Source organism: Paenibacillus sp. FSL P4-0113, assembly GCF_038009305.1.
GTDB classification, from domain to species: domain Bacteria; phylum Bacillota; class Bacilli; order Paenibacillales; family Paenibacillaceae; genus Paenibacillus; species Paenibacillus polymyxa_D.
The window spans coordinates 309,276-332,175 of the sequence record NZ_JBBPAZ010000001.1 but is presented as its reverse complement, the minus strand read 5'-3'; the positions used below and the strand labels follow the sequence as shown (position 1 = coordinate 332,175).

Below are 22,900 nucleotides of genomic sequence, written 5' to 3'. Positions count from 1 at the left end.
CCTGTTCCCCGGTTGGATGGTGCGTTGTTACGTACATGAGCGTTGTGTCAGAAAAAGAATACTTTGCAGGCAAGGGCAGTCGGACAAGCCGCCGCCCTCTGCACACGCAAAGTGAACTCATTGCATTTTAGAAAACGGATTTAAAAAACAAAGTCGATGGAATCCGGTGAGAAGCCTTCCGGCCGCTCGTCCGAGTTCACCTGAATATCGCCTAACAGCAAATCTGGATCGATTCCAATCTGGGACAGGATCGCTATCAAATCTCTGGTTAATCTCTCAATAGCGTCGGCCCCAAACAGCTTCGTGCAATATTCAAACGAACCCTTGATTTCCCCGTCTTCATCACTCATAGACAAGGTCAAATCGAATTTGGAGATGCTGTGCTCCTGAACATATGGACTGAAGGACAGCGTTTCTAGCTTCGTTTCCTGCGACTCTGTATTTTGCAGTACAAACATGGTGTCAAACAACGGGTTACGGCTTGCATCCCGTGCTACATCCAGCTTTTCCACCAACTCTTCCAGTGGATAATCCTGATGCTCAAAGGCTTGCAGCGTACGATCTCTGGCTTCCTGCAAGTAGCTGTGGAACGTTTGGTTGCCCTTCGGCTGATGCCGGATGGCTAGCGTATTGACGAACATTCCGATCAGTGGCTCCAGCTCAGGCAACAAGCGGCCTGCTACTGGCGTACCGATGATCAAATCGTCCTGACCGCTGTATTTGGACAGCAGAACGGTGTAGGCGCTCAACAGCACCATGTACAGTGTACTTCCGGTTTGTGTCGCAATTCGGTGCAGTTGCTCGGATACATTCGCGTCCACTGTAAATTCATACATCGCACCTTCGAAGCTGCGAACAGCAGGTCTAGGATAAGCAATTGGCAAATTCAGTACCGGCAACTCTCCAGCTAAATGCTCCAGCCAGAAGTGTTCCCGGCGTTGGTATGATTCACGCTGCATCTCCTGCTGCTGCCACACGGCGTAGTCTTTGTACTGAATTTGCAGCGGCTCCAATGCCTGTCCTTCGTACAGTTGTACCAACTCCTGCACGATATTGTTCGACGATACACCGTCTGAAATAATATGGTGCATGTCGTACATCAGGAGATGGCGCTCTGGTCCGGTTTGAATAAGACGGACACGCAGCAGTGGTGCCTGGCGAAGGTCAAAGCTGCGTACAAAGGACTCGATATAGGCATCGGCTTCGGACTCCCTGGCTTGCAGGTGCTCTACTGCAAACTCCACTTGATCGTACACCCGCTGTACGACCTCGCCTTCCAGCATTTCAAAGGAAGTCCGCAGCGTTTCATGACGAGCTATTAACTGACGGAACGCATCCTCCAGCCGATCGGCCTGAAGCGGTCCCTCCACGGTTAGTACACCCGGCATATTGTAGCTGAGATCCCCACCTTCCAGATGGCTCAAAATGTACAGTCTTTTTTGAGCCGAGGAAACCGGGTAGTATGCCTGTTTCGCCGCCGCAGGAATCACCGTATAGGTGTCTGTGCCGTGCGTTGCGATGAGCTGGGCTTGCTGCTCAATCGTAAAGTGTTGGAACACTTCACGCAGCGTAATCCGGCTGTCCAGTTCCTGATGGATTTTGGCCACCAGCGTCGTTGCCCGCAGGGAGTGCCCACCCACGTCAAAGAATGAGTCGGTGACTCCTACGCTGGACAGCTTCAAGACATCCTGCCAGATTTGGGCTAGCTTGGCTTCCAGCGGCGTCCGCGGTGCAACGTACTCCAGGCCTCCTTCGAGGCGTGCTTCCGGCGCCGGCAGCGTCTTGCGGTCGATTTTCCCGTTCGGTGTCAGCGGGAAACGATCCAGTTGTACCACATACGTCGGGATCATGTAATCGGGCAGCTTCGGCTGCAGCGCATTCCGTAGCTCCGGCAAACTCAGGGACGCTGAAGCTATGATGTAGGCACACAGGTCCTTATGTCCGTCTTCGTTTTCCCATGCTGTGACCACGGCTTTCTGAATGCCATCCACGGTCAGCAGCTGCGCTTCCACCTCACCCAGCTCGATCCGGTAACCCCGGATTTTCACCTGATGGTCGATCCGGCCCAAATACTCAATACTGCCGTCTGGCATCCACCGTGCCAAGTCGCCCGTGCGGTACATCCGGTTTGCGTGAGTGCTGTCCGCTGGATCGGTTGCTGCCGCATCAGCGAACGGATTCAGGACGAACTTCTCTGCCGTCAGCTCCGGCAGGTTCAGGTATCCTCGTCCCACACCTGCACCCCCGATATAGAGTTCACCTGCGATACCGATCGGCACCAGCTGTTGCTGGCTGTTCAGGATGTACACAGACTGGTTCGCGATCGGCGTTCCGATAGATACCGTATGCTCCCCTTTTTCCAGTAGTGCGTTCAGGGACTCCACATCTTCAATCGTATAAGCGGTCGCATCTACCGTCGTTTCGGTCGGACCGTACACGTTCGTAATCACCGGACGATACCCGGACCACTTGTGCAGGAACACTTGTACCAGCTGCACGGATAATGCTTCGCCACCGATCAGGTAATGCTTCACTTCCGGCGCTTCCGTCACACTGACGCTTTCGTTCAAAATATGCAGATGCGCAGGTGTGCCGTCCGACAGATCAATCCGGTGCGTGCGGTAGTAGGCGATCAAATGCTCTCCGCTCAGACTGACGTCACGGGACACCACATGCAGAGTGTGGCCTAACAGCAAGCTGGCAAAGATTTGCTTCACCGAAGCATCAAATACAAATGCTGACAGCCATGCGACATGAAGCGGCTGTTCGTAACGGCTGTATACTCGTTTCCATAAAGCATCTACCAGATTGCTAACACTGCCCTGCTCGATCATGACCCCTTTCGGCTGACCGGTGGTGCCTGACGTGTAAATCATATAGGCCAGGTTATGCGGGCCGGCGACAGGGATCAGGTTGCTCGCATCCTGTGCTCCCAGTTGAGCTTGAACGTCCTCGTCATCCAAGACTACAGCTCGAACTGTGGATGGCAAGCTGAGCGACAGGTTGGCAACTCTACTTGTAATCACGACCTTGGCCCCACTGTCTTGGAGCATGTAGTCGATGCGCTCCTGCGGATACATCGTATCCATCGGCACATACGCGCCTCCGGCCTTCAGTACCCCCAGAATGCTCACCAGAATATCCGCAGAACGTTCCAGCAATACGCCAACCGGTTGATCTGCTTCGACCCCTTTGGCTCGTAACACACGAGCCAATTGGTTCGCACGCTCATTCAGCTCAGTGTAGGTCAGCGCGGTGGCCCCAGACACAACGGCTATCCGCTCAGGGTTGCGCTCAGCTTGCTCTTCAAAGCGTTCGCTGAGCGAACGGCCTTGTAATGCTCCAAGCAGGCTGTGCGCATTCGGATCATTGAACACCTTCAGAATCTGCTCGGTTTCTTCTACCGTAATCAACTCCAGCTCTCCCAGCTTCGCATCCGGGTTCGCCGCCACGGCTTCGGCCAAGCGAACAAAGTGACGCGTCATCCGTTCTACCGTTTCGCGCTCGTACAACGCAGTTGCATACTGCAATCCGAACTGGATACCCGCCTCTTCCTCTCTGGCTTCCAGCGTCAAATCAAACTTCGCTGGCGTTTGTTCCAAGCCGTATGGACGGAAGCTCAGATCTGCCAGTTGCAGTTCGCCTTCCTCGGTGGTTTGCAGGGTGAACATCGTATCGAACAGTGGATGGCGGCTCATATCCCGCTTCACATTTAGCTTTTCCACCAGCTCCTCAAATGGGTAGTCCTGATGTTCATAGGCTTGCAGTGCACAAACTTTCACTTCTTCCACGTAGCTGCGGAAGGTATGTTCCGCTGTCGGATAGTTTCGCAATGCCAGCGTTCCGACGAACATCCCAATCATCGGCTCCAGATCGGCATGCGGTCGTCCGGCAATCGGTGTGCCAACTACGATGTCCTCTTGCCCGCTGTATTGGTGTAAGAGCGCGGTGTACGCCGCCAGCAGCACCATATACAGCGTGGAGCCTGTGTGCGCCGCCAGTTCCTTCAGGCGTTCGCTAGCTTCGCGCTCCAGCCCGAACACCACCGTATCGCCTGCGGTACTTCGCACCGCCGGACGGGCAAAGTCCGTAGGTAGATCCAGTACAGGCAGTTCCCCCCGGAAGGTGCCCAGCCAGTACGCTTCCTGACGTTGCATCCACTCCTGATGGGCTTCGCTTTGCTGCCATACCGCATAATCCTTGTACTGTATCCGCAATGGCGAAAGCTCTTCACCGTCGTATAAGCGGACAAATTCATCGGTCAGTACTCCCATGGACACGCCATCCGAGACGATGTGGTGCATATCGAGCATGAGTAAATGCTGCGATTCCTGCTCGGTTCCTTGTACGCCCAAATCTACCAAGCCTACCCGCAGCAGCGGAGCAGCTTGCAGATCGAACGGACGGACAAAGCGGCGTACCAATGCCTGCGTTTCTGGGCTGACTACCATATCTGCGGCCATGTCTGTATGCGCAGTCCTATCTTCGGCCTGTACCTTCGTATATTCCACCACAAATGGTACAGTATCCTCGATCCACTGCATCGGCTCACCGTCCACCAGCTCAAAGCGAGTGCGCAAGGTCGCATGACGGGCAATCAGTTGACGGAACACGTCCTCCACTCGCTTCACGTCCAACGGACCACTCACTTGCAGCACTGACGGCATGTTGTAGTTCACATCATTCGGGTCGAACTGATGCAGTACATACAATCGTTTTTGCGCCGAGGAAAGCGGGTAGAAGTTGCGTTCTTCCGTCACCGGAATGGACGCATACGCCACTTGATCCAGACCTTCCATGACCGTTGCCAGTTGTTCAATCGTTGGCGCTTCAAAAATACTGCGCAGTGGAAGCGGCTTGTTCAGCTCCTTGTGAATTTTCGAGGCCAGCGTCGTCGCCCGCAGCGAGTGTCCGCCAATCTCGAAGAAGTTTTCCTTCACACCGACCTGCGCCAGACCCAGCACATCCTGCCAAATTTGCGCCAGCTTCACTTCTACCCACGTCCGCGGTGCGACATAATCAGCTCCGCTTTGCAGGTTGCCTTCCGGTGTTGGCAGTGCCTTGCGGTCGATTTTACCGTTCGGTGTCAACGGCATCTGCTCCAGCTGTACCAAATACGAAGGCACCATGTAGTTTGGAAGCTCCTCGCCCAGTAAGCTGCGCAGCTCACCAGCGCTTACTTCCCGTTCAGCAACATAGTACGCCACCAGTTGGTTTTGCCCCTGTTCGTCCGCTTGTGCCAGTACGATGACCTCTTGTACGTCCTCCACCTTCAAAATTTGTGCCTCGACTTCGCCCAGCTCGATCCGGTAACCCCGGATTTTCACCTGATGGTCGATCCGGCCCAAATATTCAATGTTGCCGTCTGGCATCCATCTGGCCAAGTCACCCGTACGGTACATTCGTTCGTAGCCGGCTTCACCAGCTGCAAACGGATTTGGTATAAATTTCTCAGCCGTCAGCTCTGGGCGATCCAGATAACCACGGGCCAGACCCGGACCGGACACGCACAGTTCACCCGCTACGCCTACCGGAGCCAAATGTCCATGCACATCCACCATGTACACCCGATGATTCGGTATAGGGCGTCCGATGGAAATGAGTTGTCCTGCTCTCTCGTCCTCGGATACCGGCCAGACGGACGTCGCCACCGAGTTTTCGGTTGGACCGTAGCCGTTGTAGTACGCCACCTGATCCTTCCACTTGTATACCAATTCTGTTGAGGATGCTGAACCCGCAGTGAACAGAACACGCAGGTATGGCATCCGCTCCGGCTCCAGATACACCGCATAGGTCGGTGGTAACGTCGCCACCGTAATCTGATGTTCTGTCATATAATGTTCGAATCTCTCATAGTCCAAAATCGTCTCTGACGTTGGTACATACAACGTGGCTCCGCAGAACAGCGCCTGGAAGATTTCCCAGCAAGCCGCATCAAACGAATAGCTAGCAAACAGCAACGTATGATCCGACGTGCGGATCTTGAGCGTCTGATCAAAATACGTTTTCAGATTGCATAGACCGCGATGCTCCAACATAACACCCTTCGGCTGACCCGTCGTACCTGACGTATAAATGACATAGGCCAGATCGTTCGGACCAGACAACGGCTCCAGATTGGAACCATCCTCGTGATACACACCCTGTGCCCCATTCAGCACCAGCACGCTACCGTCGAAAGCCACTTTATCAACCAGATGGTTTTGCGTTAACAACAGCTTCGCACCCGAGTCGTCCAGCATGTAGCGGATACGCTCCTCTGGATAGGTCGGATCGATGGGCACATATGCGCCCCCGGCTTTTAAAATCCCGAAGATGCCCACGATCATGTCCACCGAACGCTCGGTCATCAGACCCACCAGTCGATCCTTCGTCACGCCTTGACTACGCAAGGTGCGCGCCAGACGATTCGCACGTTCATTCAGCTCGCGATAGGTCAGCTGCTCTCCTTCAAAGAACAACGCTGGCTGTTCCGGTGTCTGCACCGTTTGTGTCTCGAACAAGCCATGAATCGTTTGCTCGCTTGGATACTCAGCAGCTGTATTGCCCCATACGGTGAGAATTTGCTCACGCTCCTGCTCACTTACCATATCCAGCTCCTGCACCCGAATGTCCGGCTTCGCTACCACCTGCTCCAACAGCTGTATCAGATGGCCCTGAGTCCGTTCAACGGCTTCCCGATCATATAACTTCGCATTGTATTCAAATCGGATTTTCATCGCTTCCTGCGGCATAACAACCAGATTGAAATCATAGTTGGTTTGTTCAATCATGCCGGCATTGCGAATTTCAAAGTCCGACGCTGCACCTTCGCCAAGTTGCTCGACCTGCTCCTCCACCGGATAGTTTTCAAACACGATAATGTGGTTGATCAGGTCTTGCTTTTGCTCGGTCAAGGCTTGAATTTCATACAGCGGATACGTTTCATAATCTTGAGAAGTCAGCGCCTGCTGCTGATTCGTTCTGATCAGGTCGGCAAAGGTGTCCTCAGCCCCACTGCGGATACGTATTGGAATGGTGTTAATGAACAAGCCCACCATGTTTTCGATCCCCGAAATATCCGCTGGACGACCAGACACTACACCACCAAAAACAGCGTCATCACTACCGTTGTACTTTTGGAGCAGCAAGCCCCAAGCTGTTTGCAGCAATGTATTCGGGGTCACGTGGTGCTGCTTGGCCACCATTTCCATACGTCCAGTCAAATCCTTGCCCAGATCACACAGGATATGCTCAAATTGTGCATCGCCCGCTTTCACGCCTACTTTTCCGGTCGGAATCGAAGTTTGCTGATCATAGCCGAGCAAATAATCCTTCCAGTAGGAAGCTGCTGCTTCTTCATCCTGTGCTTCAAGCCACTCAATATACTGACTGTATGGAGTCACGGGGGCAAGCTTCGGCTGTCTATGCTCCACGGCTGCAAAATAAGCCTCAAACACCTCATCCGTGACTAACGCCACACACCAGCCATCCATCAAGATGTGATGAGAGCTCCACACAAAATAATAATCCTCATCACCTGTTCGTAAAATCGCCACGCGCATCAACGCATCCCGGGACAAATCGAATCCGGCTGCCTTGTCCTTGCGAATAAATTCCTGCACATACGCGTCACGTTCCTGCTCATTCAGATGACGCAAATCTTCACATCTGAAACCAACCTCCTTGCGGCGGAAAATCACCTGCACAGGCTCATCCTGCCAACCGCTGATGAAATTAGCTCTAAAGATCTCATGCCGCTGCGCCAAATGATTCAAGCTATCCTGGAAAATATCCGCTTGGAAACGTCCGTGCAAATCAAAGGTCGTTTGTTCAAAATAAGCCCCGGATGCTGCATCCATCAGACTATGGAACAACATGCCTTTTTGCATCGGCGTCAACGCATAGACATTTTCCAGTTCCCCGATGTCACGAGTCCGTTCTACCAATTGATCCAGCTCGGCCATCGTTACATGTTTAAGCATGACATCGCTTGGCGTCAGTTCTTGCTGTTTGCGGCCTGTGCAATGCGTAATGATTTCCTGCAAGCTGGTTCTGAACTGTTCAGCTAACTGCTCCATCGTTTCATGGCGATATTCCTGCTTGCTGTAGCTGATTGTCAATTGAAGCTTGCCTTCCGAAATCAGTCCGTTCATATCCAGCGTGTGCGTTCTGGCTGCATGGGCGCTAAGCTCTGCACCGCTAGAGTAAGGAGATACGCCAAAGGACTGACTTTGCATATCTTGATCAAATTGTCCCAAATAGTTAAAGCTGATTTCAGGTTCGGTCACAAAACGCTCTGGCTCACATGCTGCGGACAGGTATCTCAACATCCCGTAGCCAATGCCCTTTTGCGGAATGCGGCGGAGTCCTTCTTTCACCTGTTTGATGCGCTGTGAAAGGTCTTGCCCCACGCTCATATCCAGCACCACCGGGAATTGGGTCGTAAACCAGCCCACGGTGCGCGTAATATCCAGTTCTGGCAGAATGGATTCCCGCCCATGGCCTTCCAGGCTCACGAGCACTCGTTCCAGGCCCGCCCAGCGATGAATCGTCAGTCCCAATGCGGTAAGCAGCAAATCATTCATCTCCGTGTTGTAGGCACGATGCGCCTGTTTTAACAACTGCTCCGTTTCCTGAGCTGTCCACGTAACTGTCATGTTCTCGCTGTCCCTATTCAAGGAATGAGAAGGGGACTCGTCTTTTGGAAGCGGCTGATATACGCCATGTTCCATTTCCTGCCAGAATGCAAGTTCTGCTGCCATAGCCGGACTATTCGCATATTGAGACTGCCCATCCGCCCAGGTGCGGAACGAATCCGTTTTGTGCGGAAGGCGAGCCGTTTGTCCGTTCAATGCCTGCTCGTAGGCGGTTGTAATATCCTCGAACAAAATGCGCCAAGATACGGTATCCACCACCAAGTGATGAATCGCCATCAGCAAATGATCACCATCTGGGCAATGGAACAGCCCCAGTTTCACCAGCGGTCCTTCGCTTAACTGAATACCCGCCTGAATTTCATTCACTTTAGCCTCGATCGCCGCTGACACCTCAGTCTCATGGCTGAGGTCTATACGTTCCAGCGTATACAGCTCGCCCTCCCCAATTGCGCGGTTCCAGGCTTCATATCCGTGCTCCGTAGGACGGAAAACGATCCGCAGTGCGTCGTGATGGCTAACGATTTGATCCATCGCCGTGCGCAGGGCCGGTTCATCAAAACCATCCTTGCTATGCAGCATGATGGACTGGTTATGATGATGAGCATCCGTCAGGTTTTGCTCAAAGAACCAGTGTTGAACAGGTGTCAGCTTCACAGCGCCCGCCACTTCGCTCTGATCCGCCAATCGGGTCACCGATTGAACTTTCAGTGCCAAGGCAGACACGGTTGGATGACTGAACAGGTCTTTCATCTCCAGTCGATAACCTGCTTGCAGCAATCGGGAGGATACTTGCAAGGCCTTAATCGAATCGCCACCCAGCTCAAAGAAGTTATCCTGCGTGCCTACCGCTTCCACGCCGAGCACCCCGGCCCATACCGCAGCCAGTACTTGCTCCACCGTCGTACGCGGTGCCACATAGGCTGCACCCGTATGGATGCTTCCTTCCGGTTCCGGCAAGGCCTTGCGGTCGATTTTACCGTTGCTGGTCAGCGGGATCGTCTCCAGTCGCATCAAACGTGCAGGCACCATGTGCGCTGGCAGTCCGGCTTCCAGTTCGGCCTGTACCTCCTCGATCCGCAGCTCAGCTTCTCCTGTGATGTATCCGCACAAGTACTTGTGTCCACGCTCATCCGTCCGGTCGATGACTACCGCTTGACGTACACCCGGCACCCGCTGGATCGCCGTTTCGATCTCGCCCAGCTCGATCCGATAGCCCCGGATTTTCACTTGATAGTCCATCCGGCCGATAAAGTCCACATTGCCGTCCGGCATCCATCGCGCCAAGTCACCTGTGCGGTATAATCGTTCACCTGGCACGAACGGATTGGCTACGAATTTCTCGGCCGTCAGGTCCGCACGGTTCAGGTATCCCCGTGCTACCCCAATTCCACCGATGCACAACTCGCCCAGTACGCCGATCGGCACCGGATTCAGCTGGCTGTCCACGATGTAGAAGCGTGCGTTCAGCCATGCCTGTCCAATCGGTACACTGCCACTGTCCGGCAGCTTCAACAGTTCTTCGTCGTAGAAGCTGGAGTCGATCGCCGCTTCCGTGACGCCGTAGCTGTTCATAATGCGGATATCCGCACCAAATCGTTCTTGCAGCACCCGATAATCCGTCACGCTGCAGCTATCCGAGCTGGTAATCAGCAATTCCAGACTGCTCATGTCCAGTCCCTGCTCATATACATGCTGCATAAACGGTACGATCAGGGCTGGAGTCGATTCGAACACGGTAATCTGATAGTCGCGAATCCAGCCATACAGACGGCTCGGATCAATGCGGTCGTCTTTCGGACAGATAACCATTGTGCCGCCGTTATAAAGCGTCCGCGCGATATCACCGACGAACACGTCGAAGGAGAAGCTTGCCAGCTGCAGCAAACGTACCGGGAACTGGTTCAGGCGATAATCCCGACGATACGCCGCGGCGGTATTCACCAAGCTGCGATGCTCGATCATGACGCCCTTCGGACGTCCCGTTGTTCCCGACGTGTAGATCACATACGCCAGATCCTGCGGTTCGTTGATGTGATTGACGTCTGTGGTATCTCCGGTGTACAGCGACTCATCGTCCAGTGCCAGTACGGTGTGCAGACGCAGCCCTGTTGCGGGTTCGGATGTAGGTTGGCTTTCCTCGAGCCATGCCTGTGCACGCTCCTGCAAGCCGATTTGGGTCAACAGTACCGTCGCACCACTGTCCTCCAGCATGAAACGAATACGTTCGGACGGATAATCTGCATCCAGCGGCACATAGGCGCCTCCTGCCTTCCACACCGCCAATACGCCGACCAGCATGTCGACCGAGCGTTCACTCAAGATGCCAACAATCGATTCACGGCCAATGCCTTCATTTCGCAATCTACGGGCTAATTGGTTCGCACGCTCGTTCAGTGTGCGGTACGTCAGTTGTTGTTCCTCGTACACCACCGCCACATGATCTGGTATAAGCTGGGTCTGTTCTTCCACATAAGTATGGAATAAGCCTCCTGCTTCAGCAGTAACATCCGATACTCCCACATCTCCAAAACCGTAGATGATTTGTGCCTTCTCCTCGACAGTTACCATATCCAAAGCTGCCAGTGGCTGCTGCGGATGAAGGGTAATGGCACGAACAAGTTCGGTAAAATGCTGTGCCAATCGCGCGATGGTCTCAGGCTTGTACAGCGCCGTGCTGTATTCCAGACTGCACAGAATGCCTTCCGGCTGCTCCACGGCATCCAAGGTCAGATCAAATTTGGCCGTATGATTGTCCGTCGGATACGTCTTAAAGGTCAGTCCCTCCAGCTCGAACTCCTGCTGTTCAAATGTTTTCAATTCAAACATGGTGTCAAACAGCGCATTCCGGCTCGTATCCCGCGTTAAATTCAGCTTTTCAACCAGCTCTTCAAAAGGATATTCCTGATGTTCGTAAGCACTGAGCGCATGCTCTTTGACCTCTTGCAAGTAGTCTAGGAACGTTTTGTCACCAGACGGATAATTGCGGATTGCCAGCGTGTTGAGGAATACGCCTACCAAGCTCTCCAGTTCCGCATGTGGTCTTCCGGCAATCGGCGTGCCGACGATAATGTCTTCCTGTCCCGAATATTTATGCAAAAGCGTGCTATACGCGGCCAGCAATACCATGTACAAGGTGGAGCCGGTTTGCGCGGCCAGCTGTTTCAACTGTTCGCTGTCCTCCAGGCTGATCGCAAATTCCAATCGCGCTCCTTCCAGACGCTGTACGGCTGGTCTTGCAAAATCCGTAGGCATATCCAGCACCGGAATGTCACCAGCCATCGTGTTCAGCCAGTAGCTTTCCTGCTCACGAAGACGCTCACTTTGCATATCGGCATGCTGCCAAACCGCATAGTCCTTGTACTGGATGCGCAGTGGCGGCAGTTCCTTGCCTTCATACAATTGAGAGAACTCCTGCACGATAATTCCTTCCGTGACGCCATCCGAAATAATATGGTGCATGTCATAGAGCATGACGTGTCGCTCCGGTCCGGTTTCCACCAGCTGAACTCGCAGCAATGGTGCTTGTGCGAGATCAAATGCACGTACAAAGTCCTGTGCGTACTGCGGTGTCTCTTCTTCGCTTGCCTGCACATGCTCCACGCTGAATGCGACGCCCGATTCAATCCGTTGAATCACCTCACCATCCACCATCTCGAATCGGGTTCGCAGGGCTTCATGACGGGCAATCAGCTGGCGGAAGGCTTGTTCCAGTCGTTTTTTATCCAAGGAACCTTCGATAATCAACGCTCCTGGCATGTTGTAGCTAACCTCTCCACCTTCCAGGTGACTCAGCACGTACATCCGTTTTTGCGCCGAGGAAACAGGATAATATTCACGCTCCTCCACCACAGGAATAGATACATACGTTTGCTGGGTCTGATCTTCACCCATCAACTGCACCAGTTGCTCAATCGTCGGATATTGGAAAATATCTCGCAACGCCAGCTTGTGATTCAGCTCCTGATGGATTTTCGCCATCAGGGTGGTAGCGCGCAGAGAATGTCCTCCCACTTCAAAGAAGTTATCCTGGATGCCTATTTGATGATGATTCAGAACGCTTTGCCAAATACGTACCAACTGCTCTTCCAGCGGTGTGCGCGGTGCCACGTACGCCGTGCCTCCTTCGAGGCGCGCTTCTGGCGCAGGCAACGCTTTGCGGTCAATTTTTCCGTTCGGTGTCAGCGGGAAACGATCCAGTTGTACGACATAGGTCGGGATCATATAGCCCGGCAGTTTGGGCTGGAGTGTGCTGCGCAGATCCGGCAAATTCAGCGCCTCCGAGGCTACGACATACGCACACAGATCCTTGTCTCCGTCTTCGTTTTCCCAGGCGGTGACGATGGCTTTCTGAATGCCGTCCACGGTCAGCAGCTGCGCTTCCACCTCGCCCAGTTCAATCCGGAAGCCCCGGATTTTGACTTGATCATCCATCCGGCCGATAAAGTCTACATTGCCGTCCGGCATCCATCGCGCCAAATCGCCTGTACGGTACAACCGTTCACCTGGTACATACGGATTCGCTACGAATTTCTCGGCTGTCAGGTCTGCACGATTCAGGTAGCCTCGTGCCACCCCGGCTCCGCCAATGCACAGCTCACCCAGTACGCCGATCGGCACCGGATTCAGCTGGCTGTCCACAATGTAGAAGCGTGCGTTCAGCCACGCCTGACCAATCGGCACATGGCCGCTGCTTGGCAGCTTCGACAGCTCTTCGTCGTAGAAGCTGGAGTCAATCGCCGCTTCGGTGACGCCGTAGCTGTTCATAATGCGGATATCCGCACCAAACCGTTCTTGCAGCACTCGGTAGTCCGTCACGCTGCAACTATCCGAGCTCGTGATCAGCAGCTCCAGACTGCTCATGTCCAGCCCCTGTTCATGCACATGCTGCATAAACGGTACGATCAGGGCCGGAGTCGATTCGAACACGGTAATCTGGACATCGCGAATCCAGTCATACAAACGGCTAAAATCAATCCGGTCGTCTTTCGGACAAATGACCATCGTGCCGCCGTTATAGAGCGTCCGCGCGATATCCCCGACGAATACGTCGAACGAGAAGCTCGCCAGCTGTAGCAGTCGGACTGGGAATTGGTTCAGGCGATAATCCCGGCGATACGCCGTAGCCGTATTCACCAGGCTGCGATGCTCGATCATGACGCCCTTCGGCCGTCCGGTTGTCCCGGATGTATAGATCACATACGCCAAATCGTGCGGTTCGTTGATGTGATCGACGTCTGTCGTATCTCCGGTGTACAGTGACTCATCGTCCAATGCCAATACGGTATGCAGACGCAGCCCTGTTGCCGGTTCGGATGCTGCTTCGCTGTCAGACTTCGAATCTGATTTTGAGCCTAAGTTTTCATTTAGGCTGTCTCTTTCCATCGTTTCAGCACCAGCCGCTGTTTCCAACTCACCCTCAGTCTGCCCTCCGGCCAAGGCCTGTCGGCTTTCCCCAAGCCATATCTGTGCTTGCTCCTGTAAGCCGATTTGGGTCAACAATACCGTCGCACCACTGTCCTCCAGCATGAATCGAATCCGTTCAGACGGATAGTCTGCATCCAGCGGCACATAGGCGCCTCCCGCCTTCCACACCGCCAGTACGCCGACCAGCATGTCTACCGAGCGTTCACTCAAAATGCCGACAATCGACTCGCGTCCAACGCCTTCATTCCGCAATCTCCGCGCCAATTGGTTCGCGCGCTCGTTCAGTTTCCGGTAAGTGAGCTGCTCCTCCTCGTACACCACTGCCACGTGATCCGGCACAAGCTGTGCCTGTTCTTCCACAAAGGTATGGAATAAGGCTCCTGCTTCAGCAACAACATCCGATACTCCTACATCTCCAAATCCATAGATGATCTGTGCTTTTTCCTCGGCAGGTACCATATCCAAAACTGCCAGCGGCTGCTGCGGATGCAGTGTAATTGCACGTACGAGTTCGGTAAAATGCTGTGCCAATCGCGCAATGGTCTCAGGCTTGTACAGCGCCGTGCTGTATTCCAGACTGCACAGAATGCCTTCTGGCTGCTCCACTGCATCTAAAGTCAGATCAAACTTGGCCGTATGATTTTCCAGTGGATAGGAGCTCAAGGTCAAACCTTCCAGCAGTAACTCCTGTTGCTCCAAGGTTTTCAACTCAAACATCGTGTCAAACAGCGCATTTCGGCTCGTATCTCTCGTCAAATTCAGCTGTTCAACCAGTTCTTCAAAAGGATAGTCCTGATGCTCATAAGCACTGAGCGCATGCTCCTTCACCTCTTGCAGATAATCCAGAAACGTTTTGTCGCTGGACGGATAATTGCGAATCGCCAGCGTGTTAATGAAGACACCCACCAGATTACTGAGCTCCGCATGCGGTCGTCCTGCAATCGGCGTGCCGACGACAATGTCCTCTTGGCCCGTGTATTTGTGCAAGAGCGTAGTGTACGCCGCCAGCAGCACCATGTATAGGGTAGCGCCTGTTTGCGAAGCCAGTTCTTTCAGGCGTTCACTAACCTCACGCTCCAATGCAAATTCGATCGTATCCCCTGCCGTACTCTGCACCGCCGGACGGGCAAAGTCGGTTGACAGATCCAGTACAGGCACTCCGCCCCGGAAGGTGCCCAGCCAGTACGCTTCCTGACGCTGCATCCACTCCTGATGGGTTTCGCTTTGCTGCCATACGGCATAGTCTTTGTACTGAATCCGCAATGGCGACAGTTCTTCACCGCCATACAAGCGGACAAATTCATCGGTCAGTACCTCCATCGACACGCCATCCGAAACGATATGGTGCATGTCGAGCATGAGTAAATGCTGGGATTCTTGCTCTACTCCTTGGACACCCAGATCCACCAAGCCTACCCGCAGCAGCGGTGCAGCTTTTAGATCAAACGGACGGATAAACTGCCGTACCCGTTCTTGTGCTTCCTCGCTAATCCTCGTGTACGTAGCCGTAGTCGTACTCTCTACCTGTACCTTCGTATATTCCACCTCGAATGGCACGGTATCCTCAATCCATTGCATCGGCTCATTGTCTACCAGCTCAAAGCGGGTACGCAAGGTTGCATGACGATCAATTAGTTGACGGAACACGTCTTCTACTCGTTTCACATCCAGCGGACCGCTCACTTGCAGCACTGACGGCATGTTGTAGTTCACATCACTTGGATCAAACTGATGCAGTACATACAGTCGTTTTTGTGCTGAAGATAACGGGTAGAAGCTGCGTTCTTCTGTTACCGGAATGGACGCATATGTTACTTGATCCAGACTTTCTAACACCGTTGCCAGTTGCTCAATCGTTGGTGCTTCAAAAATACTGCGCAGGGGAAGCGGCTTGTTCAACTCCTTGTGAATCTTCGAGGCCAGTGTCGTCGCCCGCAGCGAGTGTCCGCCAATCTCGAAGAAGTTTTCCTTCACACCGACCTGCGTGAGGCCCAGCACCTCCTGCCAAATGTGTGCCAGTTTCACTTCCACCCACGTTCGCGGTGCGACATAATCGGCTCCGCTTCGCAGGCTGCCTTCCGGTGCTGGTAGGGCCTTGCGGTCAATTTTTCCATTTGGACTCAGCGGCATTTGCTCCAGTTGTACAAAGTAGGACGGCACCATGTAGCTTGGCAGTTCCCGGCCCAGCTCACTTCTCAGCTCGCTGGCTCCTAGCTCTTGCCCCGCGACATAGTAGGCCACCATGTGTTTTTGGCCCGTTTCGTCTGCACGAGCCATGACAACCGCTTCTCGCACGGACGCTACTTGGAGCAGCTGCGTTTCGACCTCGCCCAGCTCAATCCGGTACCCCCGGATTTTCACCTGATGGTCGATCCGGCCCAAATATTCAATGTTGCCGTCCGGCATCCATCTCGCCAAATCGCCGGTGCGGTACATCCGCTCATACCCGGCTTCCCCGCCGGCAAACGGATCTTTCACAAATTTCTCGGCCGTCAGCTCCGGACGGTTCAGATACCCACGTGCCACACCGACACCACCGATGCACAACTCCCCTGCAACCCCAATCGGCTGCAATTGCTCCGTGCCTTCCTTCACGATGTACAGGCGAATGTTTTGAATCGGTTTTCCGATCGGAATGACTGCATATTCTTCCGTCGGCTCGCAATCAAAGTACGATACGTCCACCGTCGCTTCGGTTGGACCGTACAGGTTGATCAGCTTCGCTCCGGTCAGGCTCGACACGAGCCGCTGGAAGCGAGCCACATGCTGTGGCGGCAAGGCTTCACCACTGGCAAAGACATGACGCAGCGTTGCCAGTTTCGCTTGCATTACTTCCCGTGGCTGCTGCTCCACATACTCCAGGAACGCATGCAGCATGGCAGGTACAAAGTGCATCGTGCTCACGCCATCGCGGGCAATCGTGTCCACGATCTCTTCCGGGTTCTTTTCTCCGCCCACGGACAGCAGGCTCACCTTCGAGCCGACCAGCGACCACCAGAACAGCTCCCACACCGACACGTCGAAGGTGAAGGCGGTCTTTTGCAGAATCGTATCTTCCGCACTCAAGCCGTACCGATCATGCATCCACAAAATCCGGTTCAGAACGGAATGGTGCTCAACCATAACGCCCTTCGGTTTTCCCGTGGAGCCGGACGTATAGATGACATAGGCTACATGATGCGGCCCGGCCAGTGGCTCCAGATTCGAGCCGTCTTCGTGGTAAATGTCTTGGCCAGCCTGCTCATGACGATCCAGCACCAGCACCTTGCCGTCGAAGCTCAAGGATGCTTGCTCCGCCAGATGCGATTGCGTCAGCACCAGCTTCGCTCCCGAATCCTCCAGCATGAAGCGGATGCGGTCGGCCGGATATTCTGGATCAATCGGCACATAGGCTCCGCCGGCCTTGAGAATCGCATAGATGCCTACAATCATGTCCAATGAACGGTGAACCAGAATGCCCACAGGCTGATCCGGTTTAACCCCTTGCGCACGCAAGGTGCGTGCGAGACGGTTCGCGCGCTCATTCAACTCCGCGTAGGTCAACGATTCCGATCCGCACAACACTGCTGCCTGATCCGGTGTATTCGCTGCCTGCTGCTCGAACAGTGCACTTAGCGTTTGATCCTGCGGATAGGCTACCGCCGTATCCCCCCAGACCTGAACGATCTGTGCCCGCTCTTCCGGTGTCACCAATTCCAGCTCATTCACACGGATATGCGGATTGTCAATTATTTGCTCGATGACATGCAGTACATGTCCCTGCATCCGCTCGATCGTAGACCGATCGTATACATTGGCGTTATATCTAAACATGATACGGAAGGTTTCATCTGGCATCACAATCAAGTCCAGATCATAATTCGTTTGCTCAACAACCTCTACATTCGTAATTTCAAAAGCGGATGGACGAACTTCACCCAACTGCTCGACTTGCTCCTCAACCGGATAGTTCTCAAATACCATAATGTGGTTAATCAGATTTTGCTTCTGCTCGGTCAGCGCCTGAATTTCATATAGCGGGAAGCTGTCATATACCCCCGAAGCCAACGCTTGCTCCTGCGTTTTCCGCATGATGTCCACAAACGTGGCATTCCGTTCACTTTGAATCCGAACCGGGATCGTATTAATGAACAGACCGATCATATGCTCTACACCCGCAATATCCGTCGGACGTCCAGATACGACACTGCCGAATACAACATCCTCATTGTTGTTATATTTCTGCAAAATAAGGCCCCACACGCTCTGCATCAGTGTATTAATCGTGACCTGCTGCTGCTTTGCAATCCGGTACATGGCTTCGCTCCGCGTTGAATCCAGATCTACCGTTATTTTTTCAGAAATATATTCGCTGGTTTCACTTGCTGTAGTGGATACAGTATGATCCCTGCTGTCCGCCACGTGGTCTTTTGATGCGGTATCCGATCCAGGTAACAACGTCTGCTGTTCAAAGCCCGCCAAATAGCTGCTCCAATACTCTTTTGCCGCACGTTCATCCTGACGCTCCAGCCATTCAATATATTGACCATATGATGTAACAGGAGCAAGCTCCGGCTGCTTCTGCTCCAGCAGCGCAAAGTACGTACCAAACACTTCGCCTGTAACAAGCGATAAGCACCAGCCATCCATGACAATGTGATGGAAGCTCCAGACCAAGTGATACGTTTCTTCATCGGTCTGCAATACCTGTACGCGCATGAGCGCATCCGTACCCAGATTAAAACCTCTAGCTTGGTCTTCCTGCTTAAACGCCTGGATATACGCCTGTTGCTCCGCTTTCGGCATTTCGCGTATATCCTGGAAGGAAAGGTCGCTATCTTTGTGACGGAACACGATCTGCAATGGCTCCTGACTGTGCCCTGTCTCAAACCGATGGAAATTCGTCCGCAGTGCTTCATGACGCTGTGTCAGCAGATCCAGGCTCTTACGGAAAATAGCAACATCAAAGCTGCCTTTTTGATCAAACGATGCTTGCTGGAAGTATGCAGCTGAGTCTGGCTCCATCAAGCTATGGAACAGCATCCCCTTCTGCATTGGCGAAAGAGCATACACATTTTCCAGTTCGCCCACAGAATCCGTTTGCTCCGTCAATTGCTCCAGTTGTTCCAACGACAAGCCTTTGAACAAGACATCGCTTGGGGTTAGTTCGCTCCGCTCTTGGGAGGCACAATGCGCGATCACTTCCTGCAAGCTTTCCTGCAGCAACTGCGCAAAGTTTTCTACATTTTGCTGATGATATACTTGGCTGTCATAGCGAATCTCCAGTGTCAGCCCGCCCGCTGTAATCATGCCGTTCACATTCAAAGGATGCTCCAGTACAGTATGGTCACTCATCGGCTCTCCACCTGGATGCGAAGACAGCGTGATATCCCCATTTTCTAAGTCCTGATCAAACTGTCCCAAATAGTTAAAGCTAATTTCAGGCTGCAAGGTCAAGGAAGGATGGACATCATGCTGAGACATATACTTCAAAATACCGTAGCCAATACCCTTATGCGGCACATGACGCAGATCTTCCTTCACCCGCTTGATTCGCTGCCCTACTTCTGCCTTCCCATCCACACCCAGCAGTACTGGATACTGACTCGTAAACCAGCCCACGGTACGGGTGATATCGATATCTGGAACAATGGCTTCCCGGCCATGGCCCTCCAGATTGACCAGCACACGCTCCTGACCGCTCCAGTTATATAACGCGGTGCCGAGTGCGGTTAACAGCAGATCATTGACCTCTGTGTTATACGCCCGATGTGATTCCTGCAGCAGCAGCCGGGTTTCCTGTTCGCTCCAAGCCACGGTCACCGTCGCAGTGTCTCTGATTAGAGAATGTTGTCCCTCCGCTCTCTCTTGATCCTTAGGCAACGATGCGAATTCCATTTGATCGAGATGCTGCCAATATTCGCGTTCATTTTCGATCGCCGGGCTATTCGCATATTGAGACAAGCGTTCTGCCCAGTCGGAGAAAGAGTCCGTTTTATATGGCAGGAGAATCGCTTCTCCCCGCACGGCCTGCTCATACCCCGTGGCAAAATCCTCAAACACAATCCGCCATGAAATCCCGTCTACGACCAAATGGTGGATCGCAATCAGTAAATGATCTCCATCCATGCAGCGGAAAAGTCCCAGCTTCACCAGCGGTCCTTCGTCCAGACGAATAGAACTTTGGATAGCATTGGCTTTCATTTCAATTACTGCTGCAACATCTGTAATGTTTTGCACATCCGTTAGATCAACAACGTCCAGATGATACAGCTCGCCTTCGTTCACACCGCGATTCCACGCTTCATAGCCCTGTTCGGTCTGACGGAAGATCATACGTAGCGCATCATGATGCTCAGTTACCTTGGCCACCGTTTGATGCAATGCGTCTATATCGAAGCCTTGTGCTCTATACAGCATCACCGATTGGTTGAAATAATGTGGCTCTGCTGAGGATTGTCCAAAGAACCATTGCTGTATTGGGCTCAATTTAACTGCTCCCGAGACCACCCGCTGATCGGCTGTACGGCTGACCTTGTGTACATGACCGCTCAGCAACGAAATGGAAGGATATTGGAACAAATCCTTCATCTCCAGCTTGTAGCCCGCTTGCAGCAAGCGGGACGATACCTGGATCGCTTTGATCGAATCGCCGCCCAGATCAAAGAAATTATCCAAAATGCCGACTCTCTTTGCTCCTAATACAGCCTGCCAAATGGACACTAACGTCTGCTCCAGCGCGGTGCGCGGCTCTACATAATCCGCTCCGCTTTGCAAGCTGCCCTCCGGTGCTGGCAGGGCCTTGCGGTCGATTTTACCGTTTGGTGTCAGTGGCATCTGCTCCAGCTGGATGAAGTACGAAGGCATCATGTAGTTGGGCAGCTCCTCACCCAGTAAGCTACGCAGCTCCCCAGCGCTTACGTCTCTTTCAGCGACATAGTACGCCACCAGTTGGTTTTGCCCCTGTTCGTCCGCTTGGGCCAGTACGATGACCTCTTGCACGTCTTCCACTTTCAAGATTTGTGCCTCGACCTCACCCAGCTCGATCCGGTAGCCCCGGATTTTCACCTGATGGTCAATCCGGCCCAAATATTCGATGTTGCCGTCTGGCATCCATCTCGCCAAGTCACCCGTACGGTACATTCGTTCATAGCCTGCTTCACCAGCCGCAAACGGGTTCGATACAAATTTCTCCGCCGTCAGTTCTGGACGATCCAGATATCCACGCGCCAGACCCGGACCGGACACGCACAGCTCACCCGCTACGCCGACCGGAGCCAAATGTCCATGCACATCCACCATGTATACCCGATGATTCGGCACAGGACGTCCAATGGAAATGAGTTGTCCTGCCCTTGCATCCTCGGACACCGGCCAGATGGACGTTGCAACTGAGTTTTCAGTTGGACCGTAGCCGTTGTAGTACGCCACTTGATCCTTCCACTTGTATACCAGTTCGGTGGAAGATGCTGAACCCGCAGTGAACAGAATACGCAGGTGTGGCATCCGCTCTGGCTCCAGATACACCGCATAGGTCGGCGGCAAAGCTGCCACCGTGATGTGGTGATCCGCCATATATTGCTCAAACCGCTCGTAATTCAAAATCGTCTCTGTCGTTGGCACATATAACGTGGCTCCGCAGAACAGCGCTTGGAAGATTTCCCAGCAAGCCGCATCAAACGAATAGCTAGCGAACAGCAACGCATGATCCGACGTGCGGATTCGAAGCGTCTGATCAAAATACGTTTTCAGATTGCACAGCCCGTGATGCTCCAGCATAACGCCCTTCGGCTGCCCGGTTGTACCCGATGTATAAATCACATACGCCAAATCATTTGGACCGGACCACGGCTCCAGGTTGGAACCATCCTCGTGATACACCGTTTGCGTTCCATCCAGCACCAGCACTTGGCCATCGATAACTGCTTTGTCCACCAGATGACTTTGTGTCAACAGTAGCTTCGCACCCGAGTCGTCCAGCATATAGCGGATACGCTCTTCCGGGTAGGTTGGATCGATGGGGACATATGCGCCTCCGGCTTTTAAAATCCCGAAGATGCCCACGATCATATCCACCGACCGCTCGGTCATCAGACCCACCAAACGATCCTTCGTCACGCCTTGACTGCGCAAGGTACGAGCCAGGCGATTGGCGCGTTCATTCAGCTCGCGATAAGTCAGCGTTTCTCCTTCAAAGAACAAGGCTGTCTGCTCCGGTGTCTGCGCCGTTTGCGTCTCGAACAAGCCATGAATCGTTTGCTCGCTTGGATACTCGGTCGCCGTATCTCCCCATGCGCTGAGAATTTGCTCGCGCTCCTGCTCGCTTAACATATCCAGCTCATGTACACGGATGTCCGGATTCGCTGTCACCTGCTCCAGCAGTTGCACCAGATGGCCTCGGACTTGCTCTACACTTTCCCGTTCAAAGGCCAGGGCATTATAGCCAAAGCTCATGTGAATGGTGTTCCCGGGCAGTACCACCAGGTTAAAGTCATAGTTGGTCTGCTCGACAGACTCGGCTCCGGTGATCGTGAAGCTGGACTCATCACCGCTGCCTAATTGCTCGATTTGTTCCTCGACCGGATAGTTCTCAAAAATAAGAATATGATTGATCAAATCCTGCTTAAGCTCCGACAGTCCCTGAATTTCATACAACGGATACGTATCATAGGTATGGGAAGCAATCGATTGCTCCTGGGTTTGCTTCATCACATCGGAGAATAAACTGTCCACTTGACTGCGGATACGCACCGGAATCGTATTGATAAACAGACCAATGATGTGCTCCACATTTGGAATGTCTGCCGGACGTCCAGATACCACGCTGCCAAACACGACATCATCGGTGCCATTATATT

The 22,900-nt window shown here is 53.2% G+C and carries 1 protein-coding gene (running past one end of the window); it reads right to left on the bottom strand.

Going from position 1 to position 22,900, the window contains the following annotated elements; genetic code table 11:
* Positions 1–140: 140 nt before the first annotated feature.
* Positions 141–22,900, bottom strand: partial view of a non-ribosomal peptide synthase/polyketide synthase gene (locus MKX46_RS01305; RefSeq protein WP_341070790.1) — the 3' portion only. It continues 19,507 nt past the right edge of the window; 22,760 of the gene's 42,267 nt are visible here — the last part of the coding sequence; its start codon lies beyond the right edge, outside the window; its stop codon occupies positions 141–143.